The sequence below is a fragment of the Pseudonocardia ailaonensis genome (genome assembly GCF_039531635.1).
In the GTDB taxonomy this organism is placed as follows: domain Bacteria; phylum Actinomycetota; class Actinomycetes; order Mycobacteriales; family Pseudonocardiaceae; genus Pseudonocardia; species Pseudonocardia ailaonensis.
In genome coordinates this window covers 237,508-263,114 of record NZ_BAAAQK010000025.1, presented here as the reverse complement: position 1 = coordinate 263,114, position 25,607 = coordinate 237,508, and the positions used below count along the sequence as shown (strand labels likewise).

At 70.9% G+C, this 25,607-nt stretch carries 19 protein-coding genes; 14 read left to right on the top strand and 5 right to left on the bottom strand.

Going from position 1 to position 25,607, the window contains the following annotated elements:
- The first annotated feature begins 436 nt into the window (after nucleotides 1–436).
- The 6 genes from ABD324_RS30435 to ABD324_RS30410 all read left to right on the top strand — a co-directional run bounded on the left by ABD324_RS30435 (nucleotide 437) and on the right by ABD324_RS30410 (nucleotide 11,333).
- On the top strand, nucleotides 437–1,624 hold the full coding sequence (locus ABD324_RS30435) for an ABC transporter substrate-binding protein (protein ID WP_344424921.1): 1,188 nt from the start codon (nucleotides 437–439) through the stop codon (nucleotides 1,622–1,624).
- 84 nt (nucleotides 1,625–1,708) lie between these two features.
- Nucleotides 1,709–4,444 carry an ABC transporter permease subunit gene (locus tag ABD324_RS30430; RefSeq protein ID WP_344424919.1) on the top strand — a complete coding sequence of 912 codons (2,736 nt, stop codon included), beginning with the start codon at nucleotides 1,709–1,711 and terminating at the stop codon, nucleotides 4,442–4,444.
- Nucleotides 4,441–5,247, top strand: a complete 807-nt coding sequence (locus ABD324_RS30425) for an ABC transporter ATP-binding protein (protein ID WP_344424917.1) — start codon at nucleotides 4,441–4,443, stop codon at nucleotides 5,245–5,247. Before ABD324_RS30430 ends, ABD324_RS30425 begins: the two co-directional genes overlap by 4 nt.
- 240 nt (nucleotides 5,248–5,487) lie before the next feature.
- Nucleotides 5,488–6,777 carry an amidohydrolase family protein gene (locus ABD324_RS30420; protein WP_344424915.1) on the top strand — a complete coding sequence of 430 codons (1,290 nt, stop codon included), beginning with the start codon at nucleotides 5,488–5,490 and terminating at the stop codon, nucleotides 6,775–6,777.
- 110 nt (nucleotides 6,778–6,887) lie between these two features.
- Nucleotides 6,888–10,436: a thioester reductase domain-containing protein gene (locus ABD324_RS30415; RefSeq protein ID WP_344424912.1), complete on the top strand. Its 3,549-nt coding sequence runs from the start codon at nucleotides 6,888–6,890 to the stop codon at nucleotides 10,434–10,436.
- A gap of 57 nt (nucleotides 10,437–10,493) precedes the next feature.
- Nucleotides 10,494–11,333, top strand: coding sequence for an oxidoreductase (locus ABD324_RS30410; protein ID WP_344424909.1), 840 nt, complete (start codon nucleotides 10,494–10,496; stop codon nucleotides 11,331–11,333).
- Nucleotides 11,334–11,431: 98 nt separating this feature from the next.
- On the opposite strand, the gene ABD324_RS30405 is transcribed toward ABD324_RS30410, so the two are convergent.
- Nucleotides 11,432–12,061: a TetR family transcriptional regulator gene (locus ABD324_RS30405; protein WP_344424906.1), complete on the bottom strand. Its 630-nt coding sequence runs from the start codon at nucleotides 12,059–12,061 to the stop codon at nucleotides 11,432–11,434.
- A gap of 112 nt (nucleotides 12,062–12,173) precedes the next feature.
- On the opposite strand from ABD324_RS30405, the gene ABD324_RS30400 reads away from it, so the two are divergent.
- Entirely contained in the window at nucleotides 12,174–13,625 is a 1,452-nt protein-coding gene (locus ABD324_RS30400) for an aldehyde dehydrogenase family protein (RefSeq protein ID WP_344424903.1), read from the top strand.
- Nucleotides 13,626–13,742: 117 nt separating this feature from the next.
- Here the strand turns inward: ABD324_RS30400 and ABD324_RS30395 are convergent, their stop codons facing one another.
- The gene (locus tag ABD324_RS30395; protein WP_344424900.1) at nucleotides 13,743–14,297 is read right to left on the bottom strand and encodes a TetR/AcrR family transcriptional regulator; all 555 of its coding nucleotides are present in this window, start codon (nucleotides 14,295–14,297) and stop codon (nucleotides 13,743–13,745) included.
- A 245-nt stretch (nucleotides 14,298–14,542) separates the two neighbouring features.
- On the opposite strand from ABD324_RS30395, the gene ABD324_RS30390 reads away from it, so the two are divergent.
- On the top strand, nucleotides 14,543–15,880 hold the full coding sequence (locus ABD324_RS30390) for an MFS transporter (protein ID WP_344424897.1): 1,338 nt from the start codon (nucleotides 14,543–14,545) through the stop codon (nucleotides 15,878–15,880).
- A 479-nt stretch (nucleotides 15,881–16,359) separates the two neighbouring features.
- Here ABD324_RS30390 and ABD324_RS30385 read toward each other — a convergent pair whose 3' ends face one another.
- Complete coding sequence (locus tag ABD324_RS30385; RefSeq protein ID WP_344424894.1) at nucleotides 16,360–16,485, bottom strand: hypothetical protein; 126 nt, start codon at nucleotides 16,483–16,485, stop codon at nucleotides 16,360–16,362.
- Here ABD324_RS30385 and ABD324_RS30380 point away from each other — a divergent pair.
- Nucleotides 16,484–17,068, top strand: a complete 585-nt coding sequence (locus ABD324_RS30380; RefSeq protein ID WP_344424891.1) for a hypothetical protein — start codon at nucleotides 16,484–16,486, stop codon at nucleotides 17,066–17,068. The genes ABD324_RS30385 and ABD324_RS30380 overlap by 2 nt on opposite strands.
- Before the next feature lie 127 nt (nucleotides 17,069–17,195).
- Here the strand turns inward: ABD324_RS30380 and ABD324_RS30375 are convergent, their stop codons facing one another.
- Nucleotides 17,196–17,630 (bottom strand): hypothetical protein, encoded by a 435-nt coding sequence (locus ABD324_RS30375; protein WP_344424889.1) that lies wholly within the window; start codon nucleotides 17,628–17,630, stop codon nucleotides 17,196–17,198.
- Nucleotides 17,627–18,166 carry a hypothetical protein gene (locus tag ABD324_RS30370; protein WP_344424887.1) on the bottom strand — a complete coding sequence of 180 codons (540 nt, stop codon included), beginning with the start codon at nucleotides 18,164–18,166 and terminating at the stop codon, nucleotides 17,627–17,629. The genes ABD324_RS30375 and ABD324_RS30370 overlap by 4 nt, the downstream gene beginning before the upstream one ends.
- A gap of 258 nt (nucleotides 18,167–18,424) precedes the next feature.
- On the opposite strand from ABD324_RS30370, the gene ABD324_RS30365 reads away from it, so the two are divergent.
- From ABD324_RS30365 to ABD324_RS30345, 5 genes are all read left to right on the top strand, one after another.
- Complete coding sequence (locus tag ABD324_RS30365) at nucleotides 18,425–21,331, top strand: AfsR/SARP family transcriptional regulator (RefSeq protein WP_344424885.1); 2,907 nt, start codon at nucleotides 18,425–18,427, stop codon at nucleotides 21,329–21,331.
- Nucleotides 21,332–21,467: 136 nt separating this feature from the next.
- Nucleotides 21,468–22,067 carry an HdeD family acid-resistance protein gene (locus tag ABD324_RS30360; RefSeq protein ID WP_344424882.1) on the top strand — a complete coding sequence of 200 codons (600 nt, stop codon included), beginning with the start codon at nucleotides 21,468–21,470 and terminating at the stop codon, nucleotides 22,065–22,067.
- 13 nt (nucleotides 22,068–22,080) lie between these two features.
- Nucleotides 22,081–22,803 (top strand): L-2-amino-thiazoline-4-carboxylic acid hydrolase, encoded by a 723-nt coding sequence (locus tag ABD324_RS30355; RefSeq protein WP_344424880.1) that lies wholly within the window; start codon nucleotides 22,081–22,083, stop codon nucleotides 22,801–22,803.
- The gene (locus tag ABD324_RS30350; RefSeq protein ID WP_344424877.1) at nucleotides 22,796–24,043 is read left to right on the top strand and encodes an AI-2E family transporter; all 1,248 of its coding nucleotides are present in this window, start codon (nucleotides 22,796–22,798) and stop codon (nucleotides 24,041–24,043) included. The genes ABD324_RS30355 and ABD324_RS30350 overlap by 8 nt, the downstream gene beginning before the upstream one ends.
- A gap of 3 nt (nucleotides 24,044–24,046) precedes the next feature.
- The gene (locus tag ABD324_RS30345) at nucleotides 24,047–25,519 is read left to right on the top strand and encodes a DUF2252 domain-containing protein (RefSeq protein ID WP_344424873.1); all 1,473 of its coding nucleotides are present in this window, start codon (nucleotides 24,047–24,049) and stop codon (nucleotides 25,517–25,519) included.
- Nucleotides 25,520–25,607: the final 88 nt, after the last annotated feature.

Here is a 25,607-nt window from a genome sequence, read left to right as displayed (position 1 = left end):
GGGTATTGCTCGAGCCCGACGCGAGGTAGAATGTCCGAGTTCGGAATTCTTCCGAAGCGACGTGACGGCAGTGCGGACGGCGGCGTCCGGCCCGCTCTGTGCCCCGTCCGGAGGGGATCGGCGGCTGATCCCGGCGATTCTTCGTAGTCCCGCTCGGCCGGGCCGAATCGGCTAGGGCTGCCTCGTGAGATAGCGGGTCCAACGCCGGCTCGAACGGCCGGATCCCTTTCACTCAAGTATTCGATCTGCGACCGTCAGTGCGCGTAGCCGTCAGGGTCGATGCCCCCGGGGAACCGGGCTGTAGTCGGCGGCAATGGTGCCGCACGAAATCCTCCTTGGGAGCGAAACTATGAGATTGATGGCTGGACGTCGGAGTCCGGGTGCAGAGAGCACCCGTGGCCCTGGGCGCGGGCGGCTGCGGGCGGGAGCGCTCCTGGTGGCGGCTGCCGTCCTCCTCGTCGCCGGCTGTGGTTCCGGTGGCGCGGCGGGAGGCAGCTCCGGAGGTGCGAACGCGGAGCCGATCGTCATCGGATCCCTGGCCGCGTACACCGGCGGCACCGTCGACCTCAACGGGGTCAAGAAGACCCTCGAGGCGTGGGGCAAGTCCGTGAACGACGCGGGCGGCATCAACGGCCACCCGGTCAAGTTCGTCATCAAGGACACCGCCGGCACGCCGTCGAACAGCCTGCGCGCCGTGCAGCAGCTGGTCGAGGAGGACAAGGCCGTCGCGATCGTCGGCCAGTGGGACGCGAACTTCACCACCTGGGCCTCCTACGTGGAGAAGGCGGGCATCCCCGTCATCGGCGGCAACCCGATCACCACGCCACTGAACAACCCGACGTTCTTCCCGGTCGGCGGCAACGTCCCGGGGCTGCAGTACGGCGTGGCGAAGGAGGCCGCGGCCCGCAACGGCAAGGTGGCCTTCATCTACTGCGCCGAGGTTCCGGCGTGCAAGGAGTCGGTGAAGAGCCTCGAGGCCGTCGCGCCGGTCGCCGGCGCGCAGCTGGTCGCCTCGGCCCCGGCGGCCAAGTCGGCCACCGACTACACCTCCGTGTGCGAGACGATCAAGAACTCGGGCGCCAGCGTGTACGAGATGGGCGTGTCCGGGGCCCTGGCCATCCGGATCGCGGCCGCGTGCCAGCGGATCGGTCTCACCGCGCAGCCCGTGTTCATCGCCGGCGTCTCGGTGGAGAGCCACGCGACCCAGCCCGCATTGCAGAGCCTCATCGAGGTCGACACCAACGCGCCGTGGTTCGACAAGTCCCTCCCGGGGATGAAGGCCTTCCACGAGGCCGTCGACAAGTACGCGCCGCTGCAGGGCGACGAGAACTTCCCGGGTGCGGTGGGCGCCTGGGCCTCGGCCCAGCTCTTCCAGAAGGCGGCCTCGCTGGTGCAGGGTCCGGTGACCCCGGACAGCATCAAGAAGGCCCTCTACAGCCTGAAGGACGAGACGCTGGGCGGCATCTCGCCCCCGCTGAACTACACCGAGGGCAAGCCGTCGTTCTTCTCGTGCTTCTTCGCCTACGGCGTCTCCAACGGCACGTGGACGGCGACCGAGGGACTGACGCCGAAGTGCCTCCCCGCGGACGTCGCCACCCAGCTCCAGAAGTCGATGGCCGGATAGCTGGTCCTCCGAGGCCGGGCTCCACGGACACGGTGTCCGTGGAGCCCGGTCCGCTCCGACAGCACAACCCGAAGGAGGGACAGCGTGCTTCCGTTCATCATCGCCGGGCTCACCACGGGCTCGGTGTACGGCCTCGCGGGCATCGGCCTGGTGCTCACCTACAAGACGTCAGGGATCTTCAACTTCGCGCACGGCGCGGTCGCCACGGTCTCGGCGTACTCGTTCTACACGCTCTACGTCCAGCTGCAGCTTCCCTGGCCGGTCGCGGCGATCATCTCCGTCTTCGTGCTCGGCCCGGCGATGGGGCTCGGGTTCGAGCGGATCGCGCGGGTGCTGGCGCGGACGCCCATGGCGATGCGCGTGGCCGCCATGATCGGAATCCTGCTGATCGTCGAGGGCACCGCGCTGCTCATCTACGGTGACGGCGACACCAACGTGCGCACGGTGCCGAGATTCCTGGGGACGCACGAGTTCCACGTCGCCGACATCGTCTTCGGCGCCGACCAGCTGATCGTCTTCCTCCTCGGCATCCTTGCGACCGCCGTGCTCTACCTGTTCCTGCGGCGGTCCCGGACGGGTGTCGCGATGCGCGCCGTCGTGGACAACCCCGACCTGCTGGGTGTGTGCGGGACCAGCCCGGTCGTCGTCCGACGGTGGGCCTGGATGATCGGTGTGACGTTCGCGTCGGCCTCGGGTGTGCTGCTGGTCCCCTTCATCAACATGGACTCGGACACGCTGACCTTCCTGGTGGTCGCGGCGTTCGGGGCGGCGGCCCTCGGCCGTTTCGTGAGCCTTCCCGGTGCCTATTTCGGCGGGCTCGTCATCGGTGTCGCGGGTTCGCTCGCGACGAAGTTCTTCACCTCGGGCGCGTTGACACAACTCTCCGCGTCCGTCCCGTTCCTGGTGCTGTTCCTGGTCCTCCTCGTGGCGCCGAAGCGCTGGCTGGCCGACCACATCCGGATCGTGCCGCCCACCCAGACGTCGTGGCGCGGCCCGTGGCAGGTCCAGACCCTCTTCGGGATCGTTGCGCTGGCGGTGCTGCTCTTCGTGCCGAGCTTCGCCGGATTCCGCTTGGCGGACTGGACGAGCTTCCTCGCCATCACCATCATGTTCCTGTCCCTGGGCCTGCTCGTCCGCACGGCCGGGCAGGTGTCCCTGTGCCAGATCAGCTTCATGGCGATCGGTGCCTGTGCGTTCTCGCACCTGGCCGTCGGGAACGGCTGGCCCTGGGGCCTCGCGCTGCTGGTCTCAGGGCTGATCGCGGTGCCCATCGGGGCCCTGCTGGCCATCCCGGCGATCCGCCTGTCGGGCCTCTATCTCGCCATCTCGACGTTCGGCTTCGGAATTCTGCTGCAATATCTCTTCTACCAGCAGGACTTCCTCTTCGGAGTTCTCGGGTACGGAATCGACGTCCCGATGCCGGTGATCCCATGGCTGGGCCAGGACGGGAGCCCCGAGCCGTACTACTACCTCGTGCTCGGCGTTGCGGTGATCACGACCGGCCTCGTCGTCGCGATCAACCGGAGCCGGCTCGGCAGGCTGCTGCGGGCACTGGCCAGCAGCCCCACGGGGCTTGCCACGAGCGGCGCCTCCGTGAACGTCACGCGAGTGCTGGTCTTCTGCATCTCCGCCTTCCTCGCCTCGGTCGCCGGCGTGCTGCAGGCGGGTGCGTTCACCAATGTCACCTCGGCGTCCTACGAGCCGATCGAGTCGCTCGTCTTCTTCGTCCTGGTGATCATCAGCCCGGGTGGGGTGCCGTGGTTCGCTCTCATGTCGGGCATCGGCAGCACGGTCATCGCGTCGTACTTGACGGGTGTCGAGACCGGCTACATCCTGCAGATCTTCTTCGGCATCGGGGTCCTGGTCATCGCCCTGCAGCCCGCCTCGAAGCGGGGTGCGCCGGAGTGGGCGCGGACCGCTCTGGACAAGCTCTTCCGCAAGGAGAAGCCTGCGGAGACGCAGCACGCCGCCGTCGAGCCGGCAGCGCGGCGTGAGCCCGCGGCCGTCGCCCCTACCGTGCTGCAGGTGAAGGACCTCAAGGTGCAGTTCGGCGGCCTGATCGCCGTCGACGGCATCGGTTTCGAGGCACCTCCGGGCCGCATCACCGGTCTCATCGGGCCCAACGGCGCAGGAAAGACCACGACGTTCAACTCCTGCTCCGGGCTGAACCGCCCGACGGAGGGCGACGTCATGCTCAACGGCGTGAGCATCGCGCGCCGCGGGCCCGCGAGTCGAGCGCGCAGCGGTCTCGGCCGGACGTTCCAGCAGATGGAGCTGTTCGACGAGCTGACCGTCTGGGAGAACGTCGCCATCGGTCGCGAGGCGGGCCGGGCCGGTCTGAACGCCCTGCAGCACATCGCGAGCACGCCGTCGACCAAGATCGAGGTCGACACCGCCACCGAGGACGCGCTGCGCGAGTGCGACCTCCTGGAGCTCGCCGACCGGAGGGTCGACACCTTGTCGACCGGACAGCGCCGGCTGGTCGAGTTCGCACGCTGCCTCGCCGGGCCGTTCAGCACGCTGCTGCTGGACGAGCCGTCGTCCGGACTCGACCGTGCCGAGACGGCCCGGTTCGGCGAGATCCTGCAGCACGTTGTCACCACCCGGGGAATCGGCATCCTGCTCGTTGAGCACGACATGGCCCTGGTCACCGCGGTGTGTGACTACATCTACGTCCTCGACTTCGGGAAGCCGATCTTCGAAGGGGCCCCTGACGAAGTGATGTCGTCGCCGCTGGTGCAGGCCGCCTACCTCGGCGGGGACGTCGCTGTGGACGACGATTCGGCAGCGGGTGCCGTGACCGCGCGAGGTGTCCGATGAGCTCGACGACCGAGAAGCCCGACGCCGTTCTGCCAGAGTCGACCGACGCCGTCCCGATCCTCGAGATCCGGAACGTGACAGCCGGCTACGGGCGAACGGTCGTGCTCCGCGACGTCGATATCGTCGTCCCGCGCGGCACGATCGTCGCCCTGCTGGGCCCGAACGGGGCCGGGAAGTCGACCACGCTGCGGACCGCGTCGGGGCTGCTCTCACCGACGTCCGGCCGGATTCTGCTCGACGGCGCCGACGTCACGTCGCACCCGTCAGACCGGCGTGCGCGGGCGGGTCTCTGCTCGATCCCCGAGGGCCGCGGGGTGTTTCGCAGCCTCACCGTCCGGGAGAACCTGCGGATGCAGCTGCCCCGGGGGGCCGACCCGGCGTTGGTCGACCTGGCGATCGAGGCGTTCCCCGTGCTGGGGCAGCGGCTCGGTCAGCTTGCGGGCAGCATGTCGGGCGGTGAACAGCAGATGCTGGCGCTGAGCCGGACCTATCTGTCGCAGCCGAGCGTCGTCCTGCTGGACGAGGTGTCGATGGGCCTGGCGCCCAAGGCGGTCGACATCATCTTCGAGGCGATCCAGCGCCTCGCGGAGGGCGGTGTCGCGCTGCTCCTGGTGGAGCAGTACGTCACCCGCGCGCTGGAGATGGCGGACCTCGTGGTGCTGCTCGGTCGCGGCAGCGTGCGGTTCAGCGGGTCGGCCTCGGAGCTCGAGGGGGACGCGCTGCTGCGCAGCTACCTCGGGGCCGGCAGGCTCGACGCGGAGGCGCCCCGGGGCGAGCCCGCGGGGCTGGTCCACGAGAGCTGAGCCGGTCGCGGGGTCCCGGTCGTCGCCACCCCTCGGGACGGAGGTTCTGGTGGCCGGGGCCCCGGCCTCGTCGGCGGCCCGTCCGGGTCCCGCCGGGGCGGGAGCGTTGATAACGATCGTTATCATGACTTCTCTATCAGCTCGTTTCGCCGCCGGAGCACGCAATAACGATCGTTGACAGCACCGAGGGGGCGACCTAACGTCCCTGGGCCGGGGCCCTTCACGACAAGGAGGCGGGCAGTGCAGCTCGAAGACATGATCCTGGTCAGCGTCGATGATCACGTCGTCGAACCGTCGGACATGTGGGAGGGGCGGGTCCCGCAGAAGTACGCCGACCTCGTGCCCAAGCTCGTCCCGCAACCGGACGGCTCGGACGCCTGGGAGTTCCTCGGCAACCGGTCGGCGAACGCCGGTCTCAACGCCGTGGCCGGTCGACCACCGGAGGACTACGGATTCGACGCGATGGCGTTCAGCGAGATGCGCCCGGGATGCTACGACGTCCACGAGCGCGTCCGCGACATGAGCGCCAACGGGGTCCTCGCCCAGCTCAACTTCCCGTCCTGGCCAGGTTTCGCGGCGCGGCAGCTGCTCCGCACCCCGGACAAGGACCTGGCGCTGGCGATGCTGCGCGGCTACAACGACTGGCACGTCGAGGGCTGGTGCGGCGAGTACCCGGACCGGTTCATACCACTCGGGCTCGTGCCCATCTGGGATCCCGCGCTCATCGCCGCCGAGGTCCGGCGCCTGTCCCGGATGGGTTGTCACGCGGTGACGTTCGCCGAGAACCCGGTCCCCCTCGGGCTGCCCAGCCTGCACTCCGACCACTGGGACCCGTTCTGGGCGGCGTGCGAGGAGGAGGGGACGATCGTGTGCATGCACATCGGCTCCTCCGGCCGCCAGGTGATGACGGCGGAGGACGCGCCGGCCGGTGTGACCCACAGCCTGACCGCGGTCAGCACCATGTCCGCCGGCGCGGACCTGGTCTTCTCGGACATCTTCAAGAAGTTCCCCACCTTCAAGTTCGCCCTGAGCGAGGGCGGCATCGGCTGGGTGCCCTACCTGCTGGAGAAGCTCGACACCCACTACGCGCACCACAGGGCGTGGACCGGCGAGGACTTCGGGGGCAAGCTGCCGAGCCAGGTCTTCCGGGAGCGGATCATCACCTGCTTCATCGAGGATCGGGTCGGGATCGAGAACCGCCACGACATCGGCGTCGACACCATCACCTGGGAGTGCGACTACCCGCACTCGGACTCGACCTGGCCGGACTCGCCGGAGATGCTCTGGAAGCAGATCGGGCACATCCCGGACGAGGACATCGACAAGATCACGCACGAGAACGCGATGAAGGCGTTCCGGTTCGACCCGTACCCCGTCCGGCCCAAGGAGAAGTGCACGGTCCGTGCGTTGCGGGCCGAGGCGACGGACGTCGACACCGGCTACCACTACGTCACCAAGCGGCAGTCGCTGGCCGCGACGTCGGCGGCGCTGCGCGACCAGCAGGATCGCGCGCAGGAGTCGAAGATCTGACGACGGACCAGCTCGACGGGGCCCGGTGCGCTGCGGCCGGGCCGCACCGTCGCGATCGGGCCCTGCTGACCAGAGCACCCCACCGGCCACGAACCTCCAGGGGAACAACGATGTCCGTCGAGGTACCCGCGCACGTCCGGCGCCACCAGGACCTGGCCGGTCGGGATCCGCAGCTCCGCTCCCTCGCCCCCGATCCGGGGGTCGAGGAGGCGCTGGGGGCCGAGGGCATCACCCATGCGGAGGCGGTCGCCACCGTGCTGGCGGCCTACGGGGACCGCCCGGCCCTGGGGACCCGCTCCTACCGGGTCGTCCGCGAGGCGGCGACCGGACGGGCGGAACGGGTCCTCGAGCCGGACTTCGGGACCGTCACCTACGGCGAGCTGCACGACCGGGTCCGATCGCTGGCGGACGCCCTGCGGTCACACGACGGGATCGCGTTCGACCCGGGTGACTTCCTCTGCATCCTGGGCTTCAACGGCGTCGGATACGCGACCGTCGACCTGGCCTGTGTTCTGCTCCAGGGCGTCAGCGTCCCCCTGCAGGCGACGATGGGGGAGGAGGCGCTGGCCGGCATCATCGCCGACACCGCCCCCGTCGTCATCGCCTCGTCCGTCGCCGAACTCCGCCTGTCCGCCCAGCTGGCCGTGTCGCAGCGGTCCGTCCGCTCGGTCGTGGTGCTCGACGTCGACCGGCGAGTCGACGACGACCGGGAGGCGCTCGAGGCGGCCGCGGCGATCCTCGGCCAGGCCGAGGTCCCGGTGGGGCTGGTGACGGTCGACGACCTCGTCGCGCAGGGCGACGCCGGCCGGTGGACCGCGCCCCCGCCCAGCGCCGAGGGGCTCGAGCGGATGGCGCTGCTGCTGCACTCCTCCGGGACGACCGGGGCACCGAAGGGGGCGATCCACACCGAGCGCCTCGCCCGGCGACCGTTCGCCGCCGCGCGCACCCCGCTCCCGCTCGTCCGGCTGATCTTCCAGCCGATGAACCACCAGGCCGGCCGGACCCAGCTCTACAGCACCATCGCCCACGGCGGCACGGCCTACTTCGTGGGATCCCCGGACCTCTCGACGCTGTTCGAGGACGTCAGGATGGTGCGGCCCACCGACGGCTGGTTCTTCCCCCGGGTGCTGGAGACGGTGTACGCCCAGCATCAGGCCGAGGCGCAGCGGCGGTCCGAGCAGCTGTCCGTCGACCTCGACGAGGCCCGTCGACAGGTCGCCGCGGAGATGAGGGACACGGTCCTCGGCGACCGGCTCTGCGTGATCTCGGCCGGTGGTGCACCGACGCCGCCCGCCGTGAAGACGTTCGTCGTCGAGGACCTCGGCATCACCCTCAACGAGGGGTTCGGCTCCACGGAGATCGGCACGCTCACCCTGAACGGCAGGGTCGCCCGGGACAACGTCATCGACTACCGGCTGCGCGACGTGCCCGAGCTCGGGTACTTCTCGACCGACCTACCCCATCCGCGCGGCGAGCTCTGCGTGAAGACCCGCTTCGGCGTCCGCGGCTACTACAAGCAGCCGGAGGCCACGGCCGCCCTCTTCGACGACGACGGCTACATGCTCACGGCCGACATCATGGAGGAGCGGGGCCCCGACCAGCTCGTCTACATCGACCGCCGCAACGACGTGCTCAAGCTGGCGCAGGGCGAGTTCGTCGCCGCGGGCGCCCTCGGCAGCACGTACGAGAACGGCAGCGAGCTGATCCACCAGGTCTTCCTGCACGGCACCGCGACGCGCTCCTACCTCGTGGCCGTGGTCGTCCCGGACGTCGAGGTCGCGGCGGCGGGGCTCGGGCATCGGCCGAGCGAGGCGGAGCTGCGCACGCTCGTCCGGACGGAGCTGAACCGGGTCGCCGTCGCCGCCGACCTGCGGCCGTTCGAGAACCCTCGCGAGTTCCTCCTCGAGCTCGAGCCGTTCTCGCAGGAGAACGGGTTGCTGACCGCCCTACGGAAGCGCATCCGCCCGGCGATCCAGCGCCGGTACGTCGACGGGCTCGAACAGCTCTACGCCGAGGTGGAGCAGCGACGCCGCACGGAGCTCGCGTCCCTGCGCGGCCACGCCGGCGGCCTCTCGGTCCTCGAGAAGGTGGGCAAGGCGCTCGAGGCAGTGCTCGGGGTCGACGACGTCCAGACCGAGGGCGCGAGCACCTTCGCAGACCTCGGCGGGGACTCGCTCGGTGCGATCGAGTTCGCGGCTCTCCTCGAGGAGATCTTCGAGGTCGACGTCCCGGTGAGCGGCATCCTCAGCCCGGCGGGCAGCCCGGCGCAGTGGGCGGGCTCGATCGAGGCGGCCCTGGCGCCCGGCGCGCCGACCGTCGCGACGATGACGAGCGTCCACGGCGAGGGCGGCCACGCCCTCGACGCGCAGGATCTCGTCCTGGAGGCGTTCCTCGACCGGGAGGTCCTCGATCGCGCGCCGGGACCGGCCACGGTCCGGGAGACCCGCACCGTCCTGCTGACCGGCGCCAACGGCTTCCTGGGACGGTTCCTCTGCCTCGAGTGGCTGGAGCGGCTCGCGGGCGTCGACGGTGGCAGGGTGATCTGCCTGGTCAGGGCGGTGGACCACGCCGCGGCGGTCCGGCGCCTGGAGTCGGCCTTCGTCGGCACGGACGTCGAGCTCGAGCGCCGGTTCAGGGAGCTCGCCGCGCACGCCCTCGAGGTCGTGGTCGGTGACATCGCGGAGCCCGGGCTGGGCCTCGGCGCGGCCGAGTTCGCGAGGCTGACCCGGGACGTCGACCGCATCGTCCACCCGGCGGCGCTGGTGAACCACGTGTTCGACTACGGGTACCTGTTCGGCCCGAACGTCGCCGGCACCGCGAGCCTGATCGGGCTCGCCCTGACCGACCACCTCAAGCCCCTCGACTTCGTCTCGTCGGCGGCGGTGGCGCACTTCCTCGATCGCACGACGCGCAACGACGAGGAGTCGCCCCTGCTCCAGCGGGCGATCCTGGGTCAGGGGTACGCCCAGGACTACGGCGCCAGCAAGTGGGCCGCCGAACACCTCCTGCAGGATGCGAGCAGGCGGTTCGCGTTGCCCGTCAACGTCTTCCGGGGCGACATGATGCTGCCCCACCGCACCTACCGGAACCAGGTCAACGCGGACGACATCGTCACGAGGCTCTTCTACAGCGTGATCGTCACCGGCCTGGCCCCGTTCTCCTTCTACGAACGAGGCGACGACGGCCGGAGATCGCGGGCCCACTACGACGGGCTGCCCGTCGACTTCATCGCGGCGACGATCGCCGGGGTCGGTGAACGTCCGGGCGTGGGCTTCCGGACCTTCAACGTGGTCAACCGCGCCGACGACGGACTCTCCCTCGACACCTTCGTGGACTGGATCGAGGCGGCGGGGTACCCGATGACGCGGGTGGACGACTACGGGACCTGGCTCGAACGCTTCGAGGCGACGCTGCGCGCGCTCCCCGAGGCCAAGCGCCAGCCGTCCTCCATCCAGGTCCTGGAGAACCTGCGGCGCCCGCTCACCACGACGCGGGAGATCCCGGGGAGCGCGAACTTCGACGCGGCGGTGCGATCCCTCCCGGTCGGCCCGGGCACCCCGTCGCTCGACCGCGAGTACATCGCGAAGTACCTCGACGACATGTACGGGACGGGACTCGTTCCGCTCCCGGGTGAACCCCGGTCGGGCGGGGGCGGCTGACCGCATCGCGGGTCGGCGGGCGGACGGCACACCACCAGCGCAAGGAGCTCATGGCAGATGGCATCGAGAACGTGGTTAATCACCGGGGCGGGACGTGGGCTGGGCCGGGCCTTCGTCGACGCCGCTCTCGGCAACGGCGACCGGGTCGTCGCCACCGCCCGTAAGCCGGACGACCTGCGCGCGGCACTCGATGCGCACGGCGACCGTGCCCTGGTCCTGCCGCTCGACGTGACCGACGCCGACGCCGTCCGGCAGGCCGTCGAGCTGGCCACCGAGGCGTTCGGAGGCGTCGACGTCCTCGTGAACAACGCGGGCTACGGCCTGTCCGGCGGGGTGGAGGAGGTCTCGGAGCAGCAGGCCCGGGACCAGTTCGAGACCAACTTCTTCGGGGCGCTCTGGATGACGAGGGCGGTGCTGCCGCAGATGAGGGCCCGCCGCGCGGGCCACATCGTCCAGATCTCGAGCGTGGCCGGCCTGACCGCGGCCCCCAACATCGGCATCTACGCCGCCAGCAAGTGGGCGCTCGAGGCGATGAGCGAAGCGCTCACCACGGAGGTGGCGCCCCTCGGGATCCGGGTGACGATCGTGGAGCCCAGTGGCTTCAAGACCGACTGGGGCGGGAGCAGTATGGACCGGGCCGCGCCGATCGCGGACTACGACGACGTGCTGGAGGCCCGCAGGCAGTCGCTGCGGGGTCCCCTCTCGCCGGACGTCTACCGGGGCGTGCCGGCGCTGGCCGCGCAGCGTCTCGTCGAGCTGGTCGAGAGCGAGGACCCTCCGACGAGGCTCCTGATGGGCAACATGGCGGTCGAGCTGGCCACGGCGGCCTACGAGCGGCGGCTGCGCGAGTTCGCGAAGTGGGAGCACGTGTCCCGCTCGGTGGACGCCACCCCCTGACCACGAGTTCACCCACGCTGCGAGGAGACGATGTCGTCGGCCGAGCTCCGGACCGTCACCCCCGGGACGTCCCGGTCCACGAGGGTGACGGCGGCCGCTCATCCGCGCCCGCGCGGGCCGACCGCGTCGGCGGCGGCGTCGAGGAGCTCGCGCAGCGGGACCGAGCCGTCGCAGCGGGTCCAGGCCTCCAGAGCCGCGTCCAGGCAGGCGAGGACGCACGCGATCAGGGCGGCCGGGCGCGGGTCCTCGGTCCCGCAGCGGAGCCGGCGGGCCACCTCCGGCCGGAGGATCCCCTGCCAGGTCAGGGTCTTCTCGAAGTGGCGGGCCCGCAGGCTCGGGGTCTCGATGAACAACCGGCTCCGGCGCACCGCCTGCGCCGCGACCTCGGGGGAGGCGTCGGCAGGCAGCGGCAGGACGGGTTCGAGCGCCTGGCGGAGGGACGTCCACGGCTGCTCGTCCTCGGGGCGCTCGCACAGGGCAGCCAGGACCCGCTCGCCGTAGTCGGCCAGCTCGCCGAGCACCGCGTCCTCCTTGCTCCCGAAGTACCGGAAGAAGGTGCTGCGGGACATGCCGGCGGCGGCGGCGATCTCCTCGATGGTGGTGGCGTCGAAGCCGTTCCTCAGGAAGAGGTCGACCGCGACCTCGGTCGTCTCGGCTCGGACGGCTCGTCGAGCACGGGAGCGGATCCCCTCGGTCTGTTCCTGGCCGCGGCGGGCGCTCTGGTTCATGGGTCGAGTCTACGCAGGCAGTACCAAACCTGATACTCTGTCTCATGTTAGAGACAGAGTCCTGCAGTCGTACCGCGGGACGTATGGCCCGATGTCACATCAGGAGACAGGCATGAGCGAGACAGTGATCGGCGAAGCTCGGATGCTGATCGACGGGAAGCTCGTGGACGCGCAGTCCGGGGCGGTATTCCCCAACATCGACCCGGCCACGGAGCAGGTCCTCGGGCACACAGCGGACGCCGGTCCCGAGGACATGGAGGCGGCGATCGCCGCGGCCCGCCGCGCGTTCGACGAGACGGACTGGGCGACCGACCACGCCTTCCGCAGGCGCTGCATCGAGCAGCTGTCGGCCGCGGTGAACGAGGCGGTCGAGGAGTTCCGGCGGATCGACGTAGCCGAGCTCGGCCGGCCGTTCAACTTCGCGCTGGGCTCGATCAAGAGCAACCTCGCCCCGTTCTCGGCGATGGCCGAGCTGGCGGAGACCTACGAGTACGAGCAGTCGCTCCCGGGCAACGCCGGTGTGCTGCAGCGTGAGGCGATCGGCGTCGTCGGCGCGATCCTCACCTGGAACTGTGGCTTCATGCTGTGGGCGACCAAGGTCATCCCCGCCCTGGCGGCGGGCAACACCGTCGTCGTCCGGCCGGCGCCGGAGACTCCATGGGGGTCGACCCTGTTCGGCCGGCTGGTGGCCGAGAAGACGGACATCCCGGCGGGTGTGCTCAACATCGTCACCTCCAGCAACCCGGCCGTGGCCGTCGCGCTGACCGAGGACCCCCGGGTCGACATGATCACCTTCACCGGCTCCACCAAGGTCGGCAAGCAGATCATGGCCCAGGCAGCCGGGTCGGTGAAGAAGGTGCTGCTCGAGCTGGGCGGCAAGTCGGCGAACATCGTGCTCGACGACGGGAACCTGCAGGCCGCGGTGGGTATCTCGGTCGGCATGATCTGCGTGAGCTCCGGGCAGGCCTGCGGCGCGCTGTCCCGCCTGCTGCTGCCCCGCTCGCGCTACGAGGAGGGCATCGAGCTCGCCGCGAAGATGTTCGGCGGCATGACGCTCGGGAGCCCGTGGGACGAGAAGGTCGGCCAGGGCCCGCAGATCTCCGTGGCGCACCGGGACCGGATCGTCGGCCTGATGGAGAAGGCGAAGGAGGAGGGCGCCCGGCTCGTCGTGGGCGGCGCCGCCACCGACGACGAGAAGGGCTACTTCATCCAGCCCACCCTGTTCGCCGACGTCGACCCGGACTCGACCATCGCCCAGGAGGAGGTGTTCGGACCGGTGCTCGTTGTCATCCCCTACGACGACGACCAGGACGCGATCCGGATCGCGAACAACAGCATCTACGGGCTGTTCGGGGCCGTGTTCACCGAGGACATCGAGCGTGGCCTCGACGTCGCCCGCCGGGTGCGCACCGGCTCGGTGATGATCAACGGTGCCCCGCTGTTCGGCATCGGCCCGTTCGGCGGTTACAAGCAGAGCGGTCTGGGTCGTGAGGTCGGCCTCTGGGGCTTCGAGGAATTCCTCGAGATGAAGGGCATCAGCGTGCCCGCCAGGCCCGCCGCCTGAGTGTCGCCTCCGGGGCCCGGAGCGACAGTGCTGTCGCTCCGGGCGTCCTGCGAATAGCGCTCGGTAGGCGTAACGCTCGTTCACGCCGCCGGTCCCGGTCGATATGGATCGGTCGACTCAGGCCAGCAGGACCGCCATGGCCATGCGTTCAAAATGGCGCCTGTGCTCGTTCTCGTCCCTGATCTCGGCACTGTCCTGCATGTAGCCGATGAGGATCTGTGAGGCGAACCACGCCACCTGGATCTCCTCCGTCGGCGAGTCGGGCCGAACCTCCGCCACGACGCGCATCCACTCGGCCTTGTACAGCTCCCGCATTGCCGCGAGCTTCCGCGCCGCTCCAGAGGACAGCGTGGTGTCTGCCGCCTGGAGGATGACGAACGCACGTCGGTGCGGCCCGTAAGCGAACTCGACGCGCATGGCGATCAGACGCGCGAGGGTTTCTGACGGGTCGGTGCCCTCTCGGACGATCGCACTTGCCGAGTTGGACAAGGACTGGAAGCTCGACAGGCAGATTTCGTCCAGCAGTGCCTGCTTGTTCGGGAAGTACCGGTAGAGAGCCGGACCGGATATCCCGGCGGCGGTACCGATCTCGTCGACGGTGCTCGGCGTGTATCCCCGCGTGGCGAACAGCTCGGCCGCAACCGCCAGGATTTTGGCTCGCCTCTCGTCCACGATCGCGAACTCCCGTCGTTCCGGCCACTGGCCAGCCGGAGATTAGCATTCGTTCACAGTGCGAGGTCTCATGCCTCGGGCCGGATCTGATGGGCCTTCCGGCAAACCTGGCTCGGTGGCGGCGGGGCAGTCCAACCAGCATGTCCTATAAGTTATGGTGTGTTGCCTATGAGGCCCGTACGCTGACAGTCGCTGGTCCGAGACACCACATCCGACCGCTGTCTGACACCCCCGGAGGGAATGTGATGGGACAGGGACACGACGACGTCGTCGCGCCGAGCAGTCGACGAGATCTCACGAGAGTCCTGGTTTCGAGCGCGGCGGGGAGCGCCATCGAGTTCTACGATTTCGTGCTCTACACCTCGGCGGCAGCGCTGATCTTCGGGCCGCTGTTCTTCGCCGATCTCCCGCCGTTCGCGGCGACCCTGGTCTCGCTCTCGACGATCGCTGTCGGATTTGCCGCCCGTCCCGTGGGTGCCCTCGCGTTCAGTCACCTGGGTGATCGTGTCGGTCGGAAGTCGACGCTGGTGGCGACGACCCTCCTGATGGGCCTCTCGACCATGCTGATGGCCGCGCTGCCGACCCAGGCGTCGGTGGGGGTCCTCGCTCCGATCCTCCTGGTCGTCCTGAGGGTGGCGCAGGGTGTATCGGTGGGTGGGGAGTGGGGTGCCGCGGCAACCATGGCGTTCGAGCACTCACCCGCGTCACGGCGGGGGCTCTCGGCCTCGTTCGCATCCGCAGGGGTGCCGCTCGGGGCGACGTTGGCGACGGGGGTATTGGGTCTCTTCGCCTTGCTCCCGCCGGACCAGTTCATGTCGTGGGGATGGCGAATGCCCTTCGCTCTCAGCGGAGTGCTCGTCGTCGTCGCGCTCTGGGTTCGCTTGCGCGTGAACGAGTCCCCTCTCTTCGCTGCGGAGCAGGCGCGACGCGCGCTTTCGCACCCACAGAAGCAGACCTCACCGATCGTGGCCTTGTTCCGGCGCCCCGGCATCCTGTTTCTCTCAATCGTCACGTTCGTCGCCCCCTTCCTCTTCTTCAGCCTCGTCGGTGGGTTCGGCATCGCCTTCGCGAGGTCGAGTGGACTGAGCCCGAGTGCGGTGCTCACGATGGCTACCATCGGATACTGCACATGTGCCTTCGGGGAAGTTCTCGGTGGACACCTTTCAGACCGGTTCGGTCGTAGCCGCGTGCTCCTCTTCGGCATCCTTCTCGGCGGGCTCTTGACATATCCGTTTCTCTTGGCCTTGGGGTCGGGAAGCGTTGCACTCGGGACCCTGGGCTTCGTTGTCCTGAACTTTTTCGTCCTGGGGAGTGCCTTCGGGCCTCTCGGTGCCTTCATCGGGGAACAGTTCCCGACGTCGACCCGTTTCACTGGAGCATCCGTCGGCTACCAGATGGCGGCTGTGCTGGGCTCAGGTTTCGGTCCTCTGGCGCTCACGGTCCTGCTGGCCCCGGGGGCGTCCCGAGGGTTGGTCTCCGTCGCTCTCTTGTGCGCCGTCGTTGCGATCATCAGTGCGGCCGGGATGCTGTCTCTCGATCGAAAGCGGCGTCGAGGTGTTCTCGAGATCCCTGTCGCGCAGTGATCAGATGCGGCCAAATAGCATGCGCCTTTTGGTGGCTGTGAGAGAGGAGGCGTTGATCGTCTCGGGTGGATCGATGATTCGGAGATCTATCGTGCCACTCGGAAACGCTACGACACTGCTCTGGCGGCGCTGATGTCGGCGATGGATCCGCACAGGAGATAAGCACCTGCGCGCCGAGATGGGTGTCGCTGATGTGCACGAACCGGTGCGGGAACACGTCGTCCCGCACGGGATCGAGGACGAAGTCGTGCTCCGTGGACGGGAGCACGAACCAGTCCTCGCAGGTGAAGCCGGCGGGGCGGGTCACACAGACGAAGGGCCCGGTCGGCTCGAGCGACCACGAGCCGTCGTGCGCGGTCGTGGTCACGGTGCGGCCGTCGGAGACGAGGACGCCGCGGCGGGGCTCCCCGGAGCGGGTGCGGACGTGTCCGCGCATGGCAGGTCCTTCCGATGGGGCGGGAGAAGCTGACGGCGAGCGGTCAGATGCGGTGCTCGACGAACACCTCGCCGGTGGTGCGGAGCGCGTCCTGGGCGGTCGGGCTGCGCAGGGTCACGGCGACGTACAGCGCGTCGAGCACCGCGAGATGCACCAGACGCGACGTCATGGACGTCGGCGACCCAGCTCGCCGGCAGCCCGATTGTGGTGAGTCGGTACGCGATGTCGGCTGCGAGCGGGGCGGAGGTCCCCACCGCGGCGAAGACGATCCGGCGGGCCGAGACGAGTGCGTCGACGACCCGGTCGAGAACCGCGCCGTCGACCGGGCGCTGCCCGGCGTCGGCCAGGGCGCGCGCCGAGCCCGCGAGCACCTTGGCGAGGATCTCCGGAGCCCCGTCGCCCACCGAGATCTCCTCCGGAAGGCGGTTCGCGACCGAACCGCCGTCCCGGGCCAGGCGCATCTTGAGGTCCTGGAATCCCTTGAGGTCCAACCGCTGGCAGAACCGGACCCGACGGAGGTCGCCGACGCCGCCGCGAGCTCGGTCACCGACATCTCGAAGGCACCGGCCGGGTCCGCGAGCACGATCCGGGCCACCCGCTGCTCCGCCGGGGAGAAGCCCCTCGAGCGACTGCGGATGTCCTCGGCCAGCCCAGCACCCTCCGTCGGGAGGACGGCGAGCTGCTCGTCGATCGACTCGGTGGTCACGCAGCGAAAGCTGAGCGACCGCCCTGAACACGTCAGGATGACTTGATGAACGGCGGAAGAACGTTCCAGTGAACTGGCGGAAGCTGGAAACATGATCCAGGCATGACCGGTGGGCAACGCGTGCAGCCCGGGCGCCCACGGAGAGAGAACCGCTGCGGCCGGTGACTGCGACGTCAGTCGGGAACCGAGAGGTCCTTCCGGACCTGCTTCGTGAAGGCATCGAGTACGTCGTCGGGCATCGCTCCGTTCCGGAAGAGTGCGGTATGGAAGGTGTGCAGTGCCGTTTCGGCGAGCTCTGCGGCTTCGCGGGTCCCGAACAGCTCGACTTCGGTCAATCGCGTGGCGACGGGCACGAGGTGGTCGTGGGTGGCGCCGTCCGCAGCAGAGGCGGCTGTCCACTGTTGTTGGTAGACGTCGATGAACTCGAGGTAGGCAGCGGTTCTGCGTTCGTAGGAGCGGACTGCGTCCTCGCGCGACCAGATCTGTTGTTCCCGCTCCCGCTCGCGTCGCCACCGCAGGTCCTCGCGTCGGTTGGCGACGAGTTGGGTCACCAGCACGCCGGACAGGCCGAGCAGGGCGACGAGGATGGTGAGCCAAGCCGGTGTCACGGCGACGTCGTTCGCTGTGGCTCGTCGTGGTTGACGCGCTGCCACCGTCGTCCGGAGGCGTCGGTGAAGGAGGACCCGACGAGCCAGCGGAAGGTGGTGTCGGGTGGGAAGTCCAGGCCCGACCACGTCACGTCGTACCTCTCGGTCGGGTGGAGGACCTCGCGCGGTGGCGCTCCGACGGTGAGGCCGGGTGTGGAGGGCTGGTCGAAGAAGTGGTCGGCGCTCGAGGACAGGCCGGACGGCTCGCCCTCGTCGTTGTGCCAGATCGAGAAGGTGGTCGGGATGGGTTGGAAGATCGGCCGGTCGCTGTGGTTGGTGAGCGTGATGGTCGCGGAGCGCGTCTCGGCGTCGAGGGTCAGTTCGATCGTGATCAGGCGAGCTTGCAGTGTCGCCTCCTCCTCGCTCGCCGCGCGCTGGCGGCGACGGTCGCCGAAGGCGACCCAGAGAGCGACGATGACCGCGGCCGTCGTGGCCACTGCACCTCCCACCTGCCCCCACGCGGCCAGCCAGTCCGCCGTGCTGGGCGCGTCAGCCATGAGGCAGGAAGCTAGTCGGAGTACCACCTCCACTGCCAGGACCACGCTCTCCGAACCGCGTGCGATCGCTGTGACGCCCAGGTCAGCCGAGCGCGATGGCCGGTGTGGACCACGACCCGATCCACCGGTCGGAGCATCGGCCGTCCTCGCCGGCGAGGAACCGCTCGCGTGGCGTTTCGTCCGCTACCGTCATCCCTGTCCGTGCTCGATCGGCGCGCCTGGCGCGCTCGCACGAAGGGATCCGGCCGGGGAGGCGGGATGCGGGTCAACGTGCTCGGGCCGCTCGTCGTCGAGACGGGCGGCAGGTCGGTCACCGTCGCCGGTGCGAAGCAGCAGGCGCTGGTCGCGCTGCTGGCGCTCGACGCCGGTCGTGGCGTCACGGCGGAGCGCCTGATCGACGACCTGTGGGGCGACGGCGGACCGGCGGACGTCGCCAACGCCCTCCATCACCAGGTGTCGCGCCTGCGCCGGACCCTGGGCCCCGCCCGCATCCTCCATCGCGGGCCGGCCTACGAACTGGTCGTCGTTCCGGACGACGTCGACGCCCTGCGGTTCGAACGCCTGCTCGGCGAGGGGCGGGCGCATCTGAGGGCCGGGAACGCCGCCGAAGCCGCCGCCGTGCTCCGGGCGGCGGAGGCGTTGTGGCGGGGCGCGCCCTTGGCGGGGATCGACGCCGACCGGGCCCGCGCCGAGGCGGCCCGTTTCGACCGGCTGCATGTCGGTCTGCTCGAGGATCGCCTGGCTGCGGATCTGCGACTCGGCCGGTACGACGAGGTCGCGGTGGAGGCGGCGTCGCTGGCGGCGGCGCACCCGGAGCGGGAGCGGTTGTGGACGCATCTGATCGAGGCGGACTACCGGGCGGGACGGCAGGCGGCAGCGCTCGCGGCGGCGCGTCGGGCCCGTGCGGCGCTCGCGGAGGGACACGGCCTCGACCCGGGCCCGGAGCTGCGGGAGCTGGAGGCGGCGATCCTGCGCCAGGATCCGGCGCTCGAACCCCCGGGCCCGGCGGGGCCGATCGCCACCCGACCGGCGACCGCCGGGCCGCCGGCCGGCAACGTGCCGGTACCGCTGACCAGCTACGTGGGTCGCGATGGCCAGCCCGAGGCGGTCCGCACCCAGCTCGGTGGGTGCCGGCTGCTGACGCTCACCGGTCCGGGCGGCTGCGGCAAGACCCGGCTGGCGCTGGAGGCGGCCCGCACGGCGTCGACCGACTTCCCGGACGGCACCTGGGTGGTCGAGCTCGCCTCGGTCGCCGACCCCGCCGCTGTGGCCGACGCGGTGTCGGCGGTGCTGTCCGCGGGGCGGGCGGGTCGGGTCTCCGCCGCCGCGGACGTCGGCCCCGCGACCGCGGGCGCCGGCCTCGTGGAGTACCTGCGCGACCGGCGCGCGCTGCTGCTCCTCGACAACTGTGAGCACCTGCTCCCCGGCCTCGCCGCATGGGTGGACGTGCTCCTGGCCGCCGCGGCCGGGGTCCACGTCCTGGCCACCAGCCGCGAGCCGCTCGGCATCCCGGGTGAGGCGCAGTGGCCGGTGCCGCCGCTGGGCCTGCCCCCTGCCGGGACCGACGATCCGCTGGTGCTGGCGGGTGCGGACGCCGTCGCGCTGTTCACCGACCGCGCCCACCGCGCGGGTGGCCTCGAGGCGATCGAGGACGCGCTGCCGGTGGTGGCGGAGATCTGCAGGCGTCTCGACGGTCTCCCGCTCGCGATCGAGCTCGCCGCAGCGCGGACCAAGGCCCTGCCGGTCGGCTACATCGCCGGTGAGCTGGGAGACCGGTTCGGGCTCCTGATCTCGACCAGTCGGACCGTCCCGGAACGCCAGCGCACGCTGCGGGCCGCGGTCGACTGGAGCTACGCGCTGCTCGGCACCGACGAACGCGCGCTGTTCGAGGCGATGTCGGTGTTCGAGGGTGGTGCCTCGCTGGAGGCGGTGCTGGCGGTCGCCGACCACCTTGCCCCACCCCACCGCGTCCGCGACCTGGTGGCGGGCCTCGTCGACAAGTCGCTGGTGATCGCCCGCGCCGACGACGGGGCCGGCCCGCGCTACGAGCTCCTGGAGACGCTGCGCGACTACGGCCGGGAGCGGCTGGCGGAGTCGGGCGGGCTCGAGGCGGCCCGCGCCGCGCACCGGTGCTGGGTCCGGGCGTTCGTGGACGAGGCCGAGGCCGGTCTGCTGTCGCGCGACCACCGGATCTGGCACCGCCGCCTGGAACGCGAGTACGGCAACGTCCGGGCCGCGGTGACCACCGCGATCGCGGCCGGAGCGTGGGCGGATGCGCTGGGCGTGGCGGGAGCTCTCTGGTGGTTCTGGGCGAGCACCGACCGGCACGCCGAGGCTCGTGCCTGGCTCGGCACCGCGCTGGCGGGGCCGGGGGCGGTCGAGCCGGCGATCCGTTTCCGCGCGCTGACCACGTTCTGCTACCTCGCCGGCCAACTGCACGACGTCGACGTCGCGATCGCCGCCGGTGAGGAGGCCCTGGCCGGCGCGCTGGCCGCGGGCGACGGCAAGGACTTCGCGACCGCGTGGGCCCGCCAGTCGCTCGGCCTCACGCTCGAGGTGGCCGGCCGCCACGAGGAGGCGGCGGCGATGCTCGGGGAGGCCCGCATCCTGCTCGCCGCGGACGGGCAGGACTGGCGGGTCGCCGGCAACGAGCTCGTGACCGCTGTGCGGGGTCTGGCCGTCGGCGATCTCGACCTCGTCGACGCGTCGAGCCGGGCGGCGTTGGCGCGGGCCGAGGCCATCGGCTACGACCCGTTCGTCTCGTGGGCACAGCTCATGCGGGCCACGGTCGCGGAGTGTCGCGGCGACGTGCCGGCGGCACGCACCAGTGCCGCCGCGGCGGTGGCCGCCGCCCACGATGTCGACACGCCCCACCACCTGTCGCTCGCCCGGGCCCAGGCCAGCCGGATCGCGTTGCTGGACGGCGATCTCCGCGCTGCCGTCGCCGACGCCCGGGGCGCTGTCGAGGCCGCGGAGGTGGGCGGCTCGAGCTGGCTCGCGGCCCTCGGCCGGGCCCGGCTCGCGGCGGCGCTGCGGGCCTCCGGCGACGGCCCGGGTGCCGAGGAGCAGCGGCGGCGGGTCCGGTCCTGGGCCGCGGATCCGGCCCGGGGCCACGCGCCGCACCTCTTCGTGGTCCTCGGTGGCGACCCCGCCACCCAGATCTGACGACGGACGGGTGGCAGGGCGCGGCAGGGAGGGGCAGGCCGGTGGCAGGGAGGTGGCAGCGCGACGGCAGAGCGGTCCCGGACCGTGTTCCCCGCGGCCCCGACGAGCGGGGCCCCACCACCGAGGGAGCATCACCATGAACACCACCGCGAACGAGGGTCCCGGCCCGGTCGTCGACCCCCTCATCCCCTTCCGCGACCGCGCGGCGGAGCTCGGCACCCACCTGTCCCGGGCGGTGATCACCAAGGGCGTCCTGGCGCTGGTCTTCGGGGTCGTCCTGCTCGCCTGGCCGTCGGTCACCCTCCTCGTGACGCTGTGGACCTTCGCGGTCTACGCGCTCGTCGACGGTGTGTCCACGCTCTGGACGACCTGGACGTCCGGGCCTCGCGACCAGCGGTTCGCCGGCACCGTCCAGGGTCTGGCGGGGATCGCCGCGGGTGTCGTGGCGATCGCCTGGCCCGGCATCACCTCCCTCGCCCTGCTGTTCCTGATCGCGGCCTGGGCGATGGTCAAGGGCGTCGCGGAGATCGTCGCGGCGTTCGCGGGGGACGGGCTCGGGACGTCGACGCGCATCCTGCTGGGTCTGGCGGGTGTCGTCGCGATGCTGTTCGGCGTCGCGATCGCCGTCCACCCGGCCGCGGGTGCGGTGGCCCTCGTCGGCCTGATCGGTGCGCTGGCCCTGGTGACGGGTGCGACGTTCGTGGCGGCGGGCATCGCCCTGCGCGTCCGGGACTGAGCGGGTGTCCACGATGGATCGGCGGACCGCCCGGACGAAGGTCTTCGAGATCGAGGGGCGCTGGCTGATGGGCAGGGTCATGCCGCTCAAGCTGATGGACGGCATCCGGGACCGGCTGCGCACGGCGGCTCCCGGCCGTGAGGACGAGCTCACGGACGCCGTCGCCGAGCGGGCCGAGCAGCTGGTCGCGCAGGACACCGACCTGGTGGTCGACGGGCCGTCGCGCGGCATGCACGTCCTCAGCGCGACCGTGCTCGCCGCCCACGAGACGCTGCTGCCGGTCCTCGACGGCGACCCGGAGCGGGTGATCGCATTCCTCCGGCAGACGTTCGGTTCGGTGCTCGAACGGTCCGTCGAGCTGGCCGCGAAGGCGTTGCGCCACTGGGACGACCCCCTCGATGCGCTGGACTCGGCCTGCCGCGCGGGCTTCGCGATGTACGGCGAGTTCTTCGCGATCGAGTTCGACCGGGTCGATGACGACACCTTCGACATGCGGGTCGGGCGCTGCTTCTTCTTCGCGTACTTCACCCGCCACGGGCTGCCGCGGCTGACCACCGTGCTCTGCGCCTGGGACGCCAACTGGATGCAGGCGCTCGACCCGGCCGCCACCGGGCTGGTGTCGGACCGGGTGTCGCTCCTCTCGACGGGCGACGACCTGTGCTGCTTCCGGGTTCTCCGCACCACGGATCCGCTCGCCGCCCACCACGACGCGCTCACGGAGGGGCGCCGTGGCTGAGCGAGGGCCGGGGCACCCGCCCGCCGGGCATGCGCCGGCGGGTGGGGTCCCCGGCCCCGGACCCGGTGGATCCGCCTCGCCCGGCCTTCCCCGTGCGCTGGTCCTGCTCCTGGGTGCCGCCGCGGGCGTGGTGGTCATCGTCGGGATGCAGGCGATGGCGTGGCTGATCGGCCCGGCGTTCCTGGCGTTGGTCCTCGTGATCGCGGTGAGCCCGGTGCAGAGGTGGTTGCGGCGCAGGGGCTGGCCCGCGTGGGCCACCACCCTGGCCGTCGTGGTGCTGGTCTACGGGCTGCTGGTCGTCCTCGCACTCGGGCTGACCCTGTCGGTCGCCCAGCTCGCCACCGAGCTGCCGCAGTACGCGGCGCGGCTCGACGAGCTGGTCGCCTCGGGGGCCGCCGAGCTCGCCCGGCTCGGGATCGGCCCGGAGCAGCTCGCCGCGGTACGCGAGTCGCTCGACATCGGCAGCCTCGCGGGCATCCTCGGGTCGCTGCTCGGCAGCGTGGCGGGTCTCGCGTCGAACCTGGTCTTCCTGCTGGCGCTGCTGCTGTTCCTGGCGGTCGAGTCCAGGGGCGCGGGCGCACGCCTGGCATCGATCGGACGCGACCGGCCGCAGATCGAGGCCGCACTGGGCACCTTCGCCTGGGGGACCCGGAGATACCTGCTGGTCACCACGGTGTTCGGATTCGTCGTGGCGGTGCTCGACTGGGCCGCGCTGGCGATCATGGGCATCCCGCTGGCACTCACCTGGGGGCTGCTCTCGTTCATCACGAACTACATCCCGAACGTCGGCTTCGTCATCGGCCTGGTCCCGCCCGTTCTGCTGGCTCTGCTGACCGGTGGATGGCCCCTCGCGCTCGCCGTGGTCGTCGTCTACTGCGTACTGAACCTGGTCGTGCAGTCGATCATCCAGCCACGCTTCATCGGCGACGCGGTCGGGCTGTCCGTCACGGTGACGTTCGTGGCACTGGTGTTCTGGGCCTGGGTCCTCGGACCGCTCGGCGCGATTCTGGCGATCCCGTTGACGTTGCTGGGCAAGGCGCTGCTCGTCGACGTCGACCCCCGCGCCCACTGGGCGGACGCGCTGTTGCGCGCCACCCCGACCGAGCCCGAGGAGGCCGCGGCGGCTGCCGCGGAGAAGGCCGAACGCAAGGAGGCACGACAGGAATCCCGCAGGGAACGCCGACACGCGCGGAACGACTCCGGGGTGACCGCGGCCGGCCCCGACCCGATCGAGAGGTGACCGATGACCCCCAGCACTGCACCCAGCACGACCCGCCGCCGGCGGCCCGGCCCGGCTCGGGCGCGGAAGGAGGCCCCGGGCGACACTCTGCGCAGTGCCGCGGAGCGTGCCGAGTGGGGACGGTCGTTGCGCGGGACCGTGCCCCGCTCGGCTCACGCCGAGCTCGGCCCGGGCACCGACCGCGAGGACCCCCTCACCCTGCTGCGCAGCCAGGACGCGTCACGGGTGCCGGAGCTGCTCCCGATCCGGTACGGACGGATGGCGGCCTCGCCGTTCGCCTACTTCCGCGGCGCCGCGCTCCCGATGGCGAGCGACCTGTCGAGGACCCCGCGGACGGGGATGACGGCGCAGATCTGCGGCGACGCGCACCTGGGCAACTTCGGGGTCTTCGCCTCGCCCGAGCGCAGGCTCGTGTTCGACGTCGACGACTTCGACGAGACGCTGCCCGGTCCGTGGGAGTGGGACGTCAAACGGCTCGCCGCCAGCCTGGAGGTCGCGGCCCGGGGCAACGGGTTCTCGCGCGAGGCGCGGACCGCCGTCGTGCGGGCCGCGGTCGCGCGCTACCGGAAGGCGATGCGGGAGTTCGCGGGATCGACGGCTCTGGGGGTCTGGTACACCCGAGCCGACGTCGACGACGCGCGCGCCCGGTTCGGCCGGCGGATCCGCGGGAAGGGGGCCGCCCGGTTCGGCAAGGGCCTGGAGAAGGCGCGCAGCAGGGACAACCTGGGTGCCCTGTCCCGGTTCTCCGGGCAGCGCGACGGTCAGCCGCGGATCACGGCGGAGCCGCCGCTGATCGTGCCGGTCACCGATCTCGTCGGTCCCGGTTCGGACCCCACCGCGATACTCGGCGCCCTCCGTACCGTCCTCGCCGCCTACCGGGAGAGCCTCGAACCGGAGCGCCGCGTGCTCCTGGACCGCTACCGGCTGGTCGACGTCGCCCGCAAGGTCGTCGGGGTCGGCAGCGTCGGGACGCGGTCCTGGATGGTGCTGATGCTCGGTGCCGAGTCGACCGATCCGCTGTTCCTGCAGGCCAAGGAGGCGGGCCCGTCCGTCCTCGAGAGGTACCTCGGCGCCGGCGCGTTCGCCAACGCCGGACAACGGGTGGTGGTCGGCCAGCGGATGATGCAGGCGGCCGGGGACATCTTCCTCGGCTGGGTGCGGGTCGCCGCTGTCGACGACGAGCCCCGGGACTTCTACATCCGCCAGCTGCGCGACTGGAAGGGCTCGGCCGACGTCGCCGCGATGACGCCCAAGGGCATGCGGGCCTACGGCGAGGCGTGCGGATGGACCCTGGCCCGCGCGCACGCCCGCACCGGGGACCCGGTGGCCCTCGCGAGCTATCTCGGCCGCGGGACGACGTTCGACGAGGCCGTCCGCGCCTTCGCCGCCCGCTACGCCGACGTGAACGCCCGCGACCACGCCGCCCTCGGCGAGGCGATCGCGGACGGCGAGATCCTGGTCGAGGAGGGCGTCTGAGCACCCTTGGGAGCCTCGAGTGCACCCGAGTGTTGGAAGGGGCCTGTCCGTGGTCCACCGCGAGGCCGACGCCCTTGAGGACGTCGTG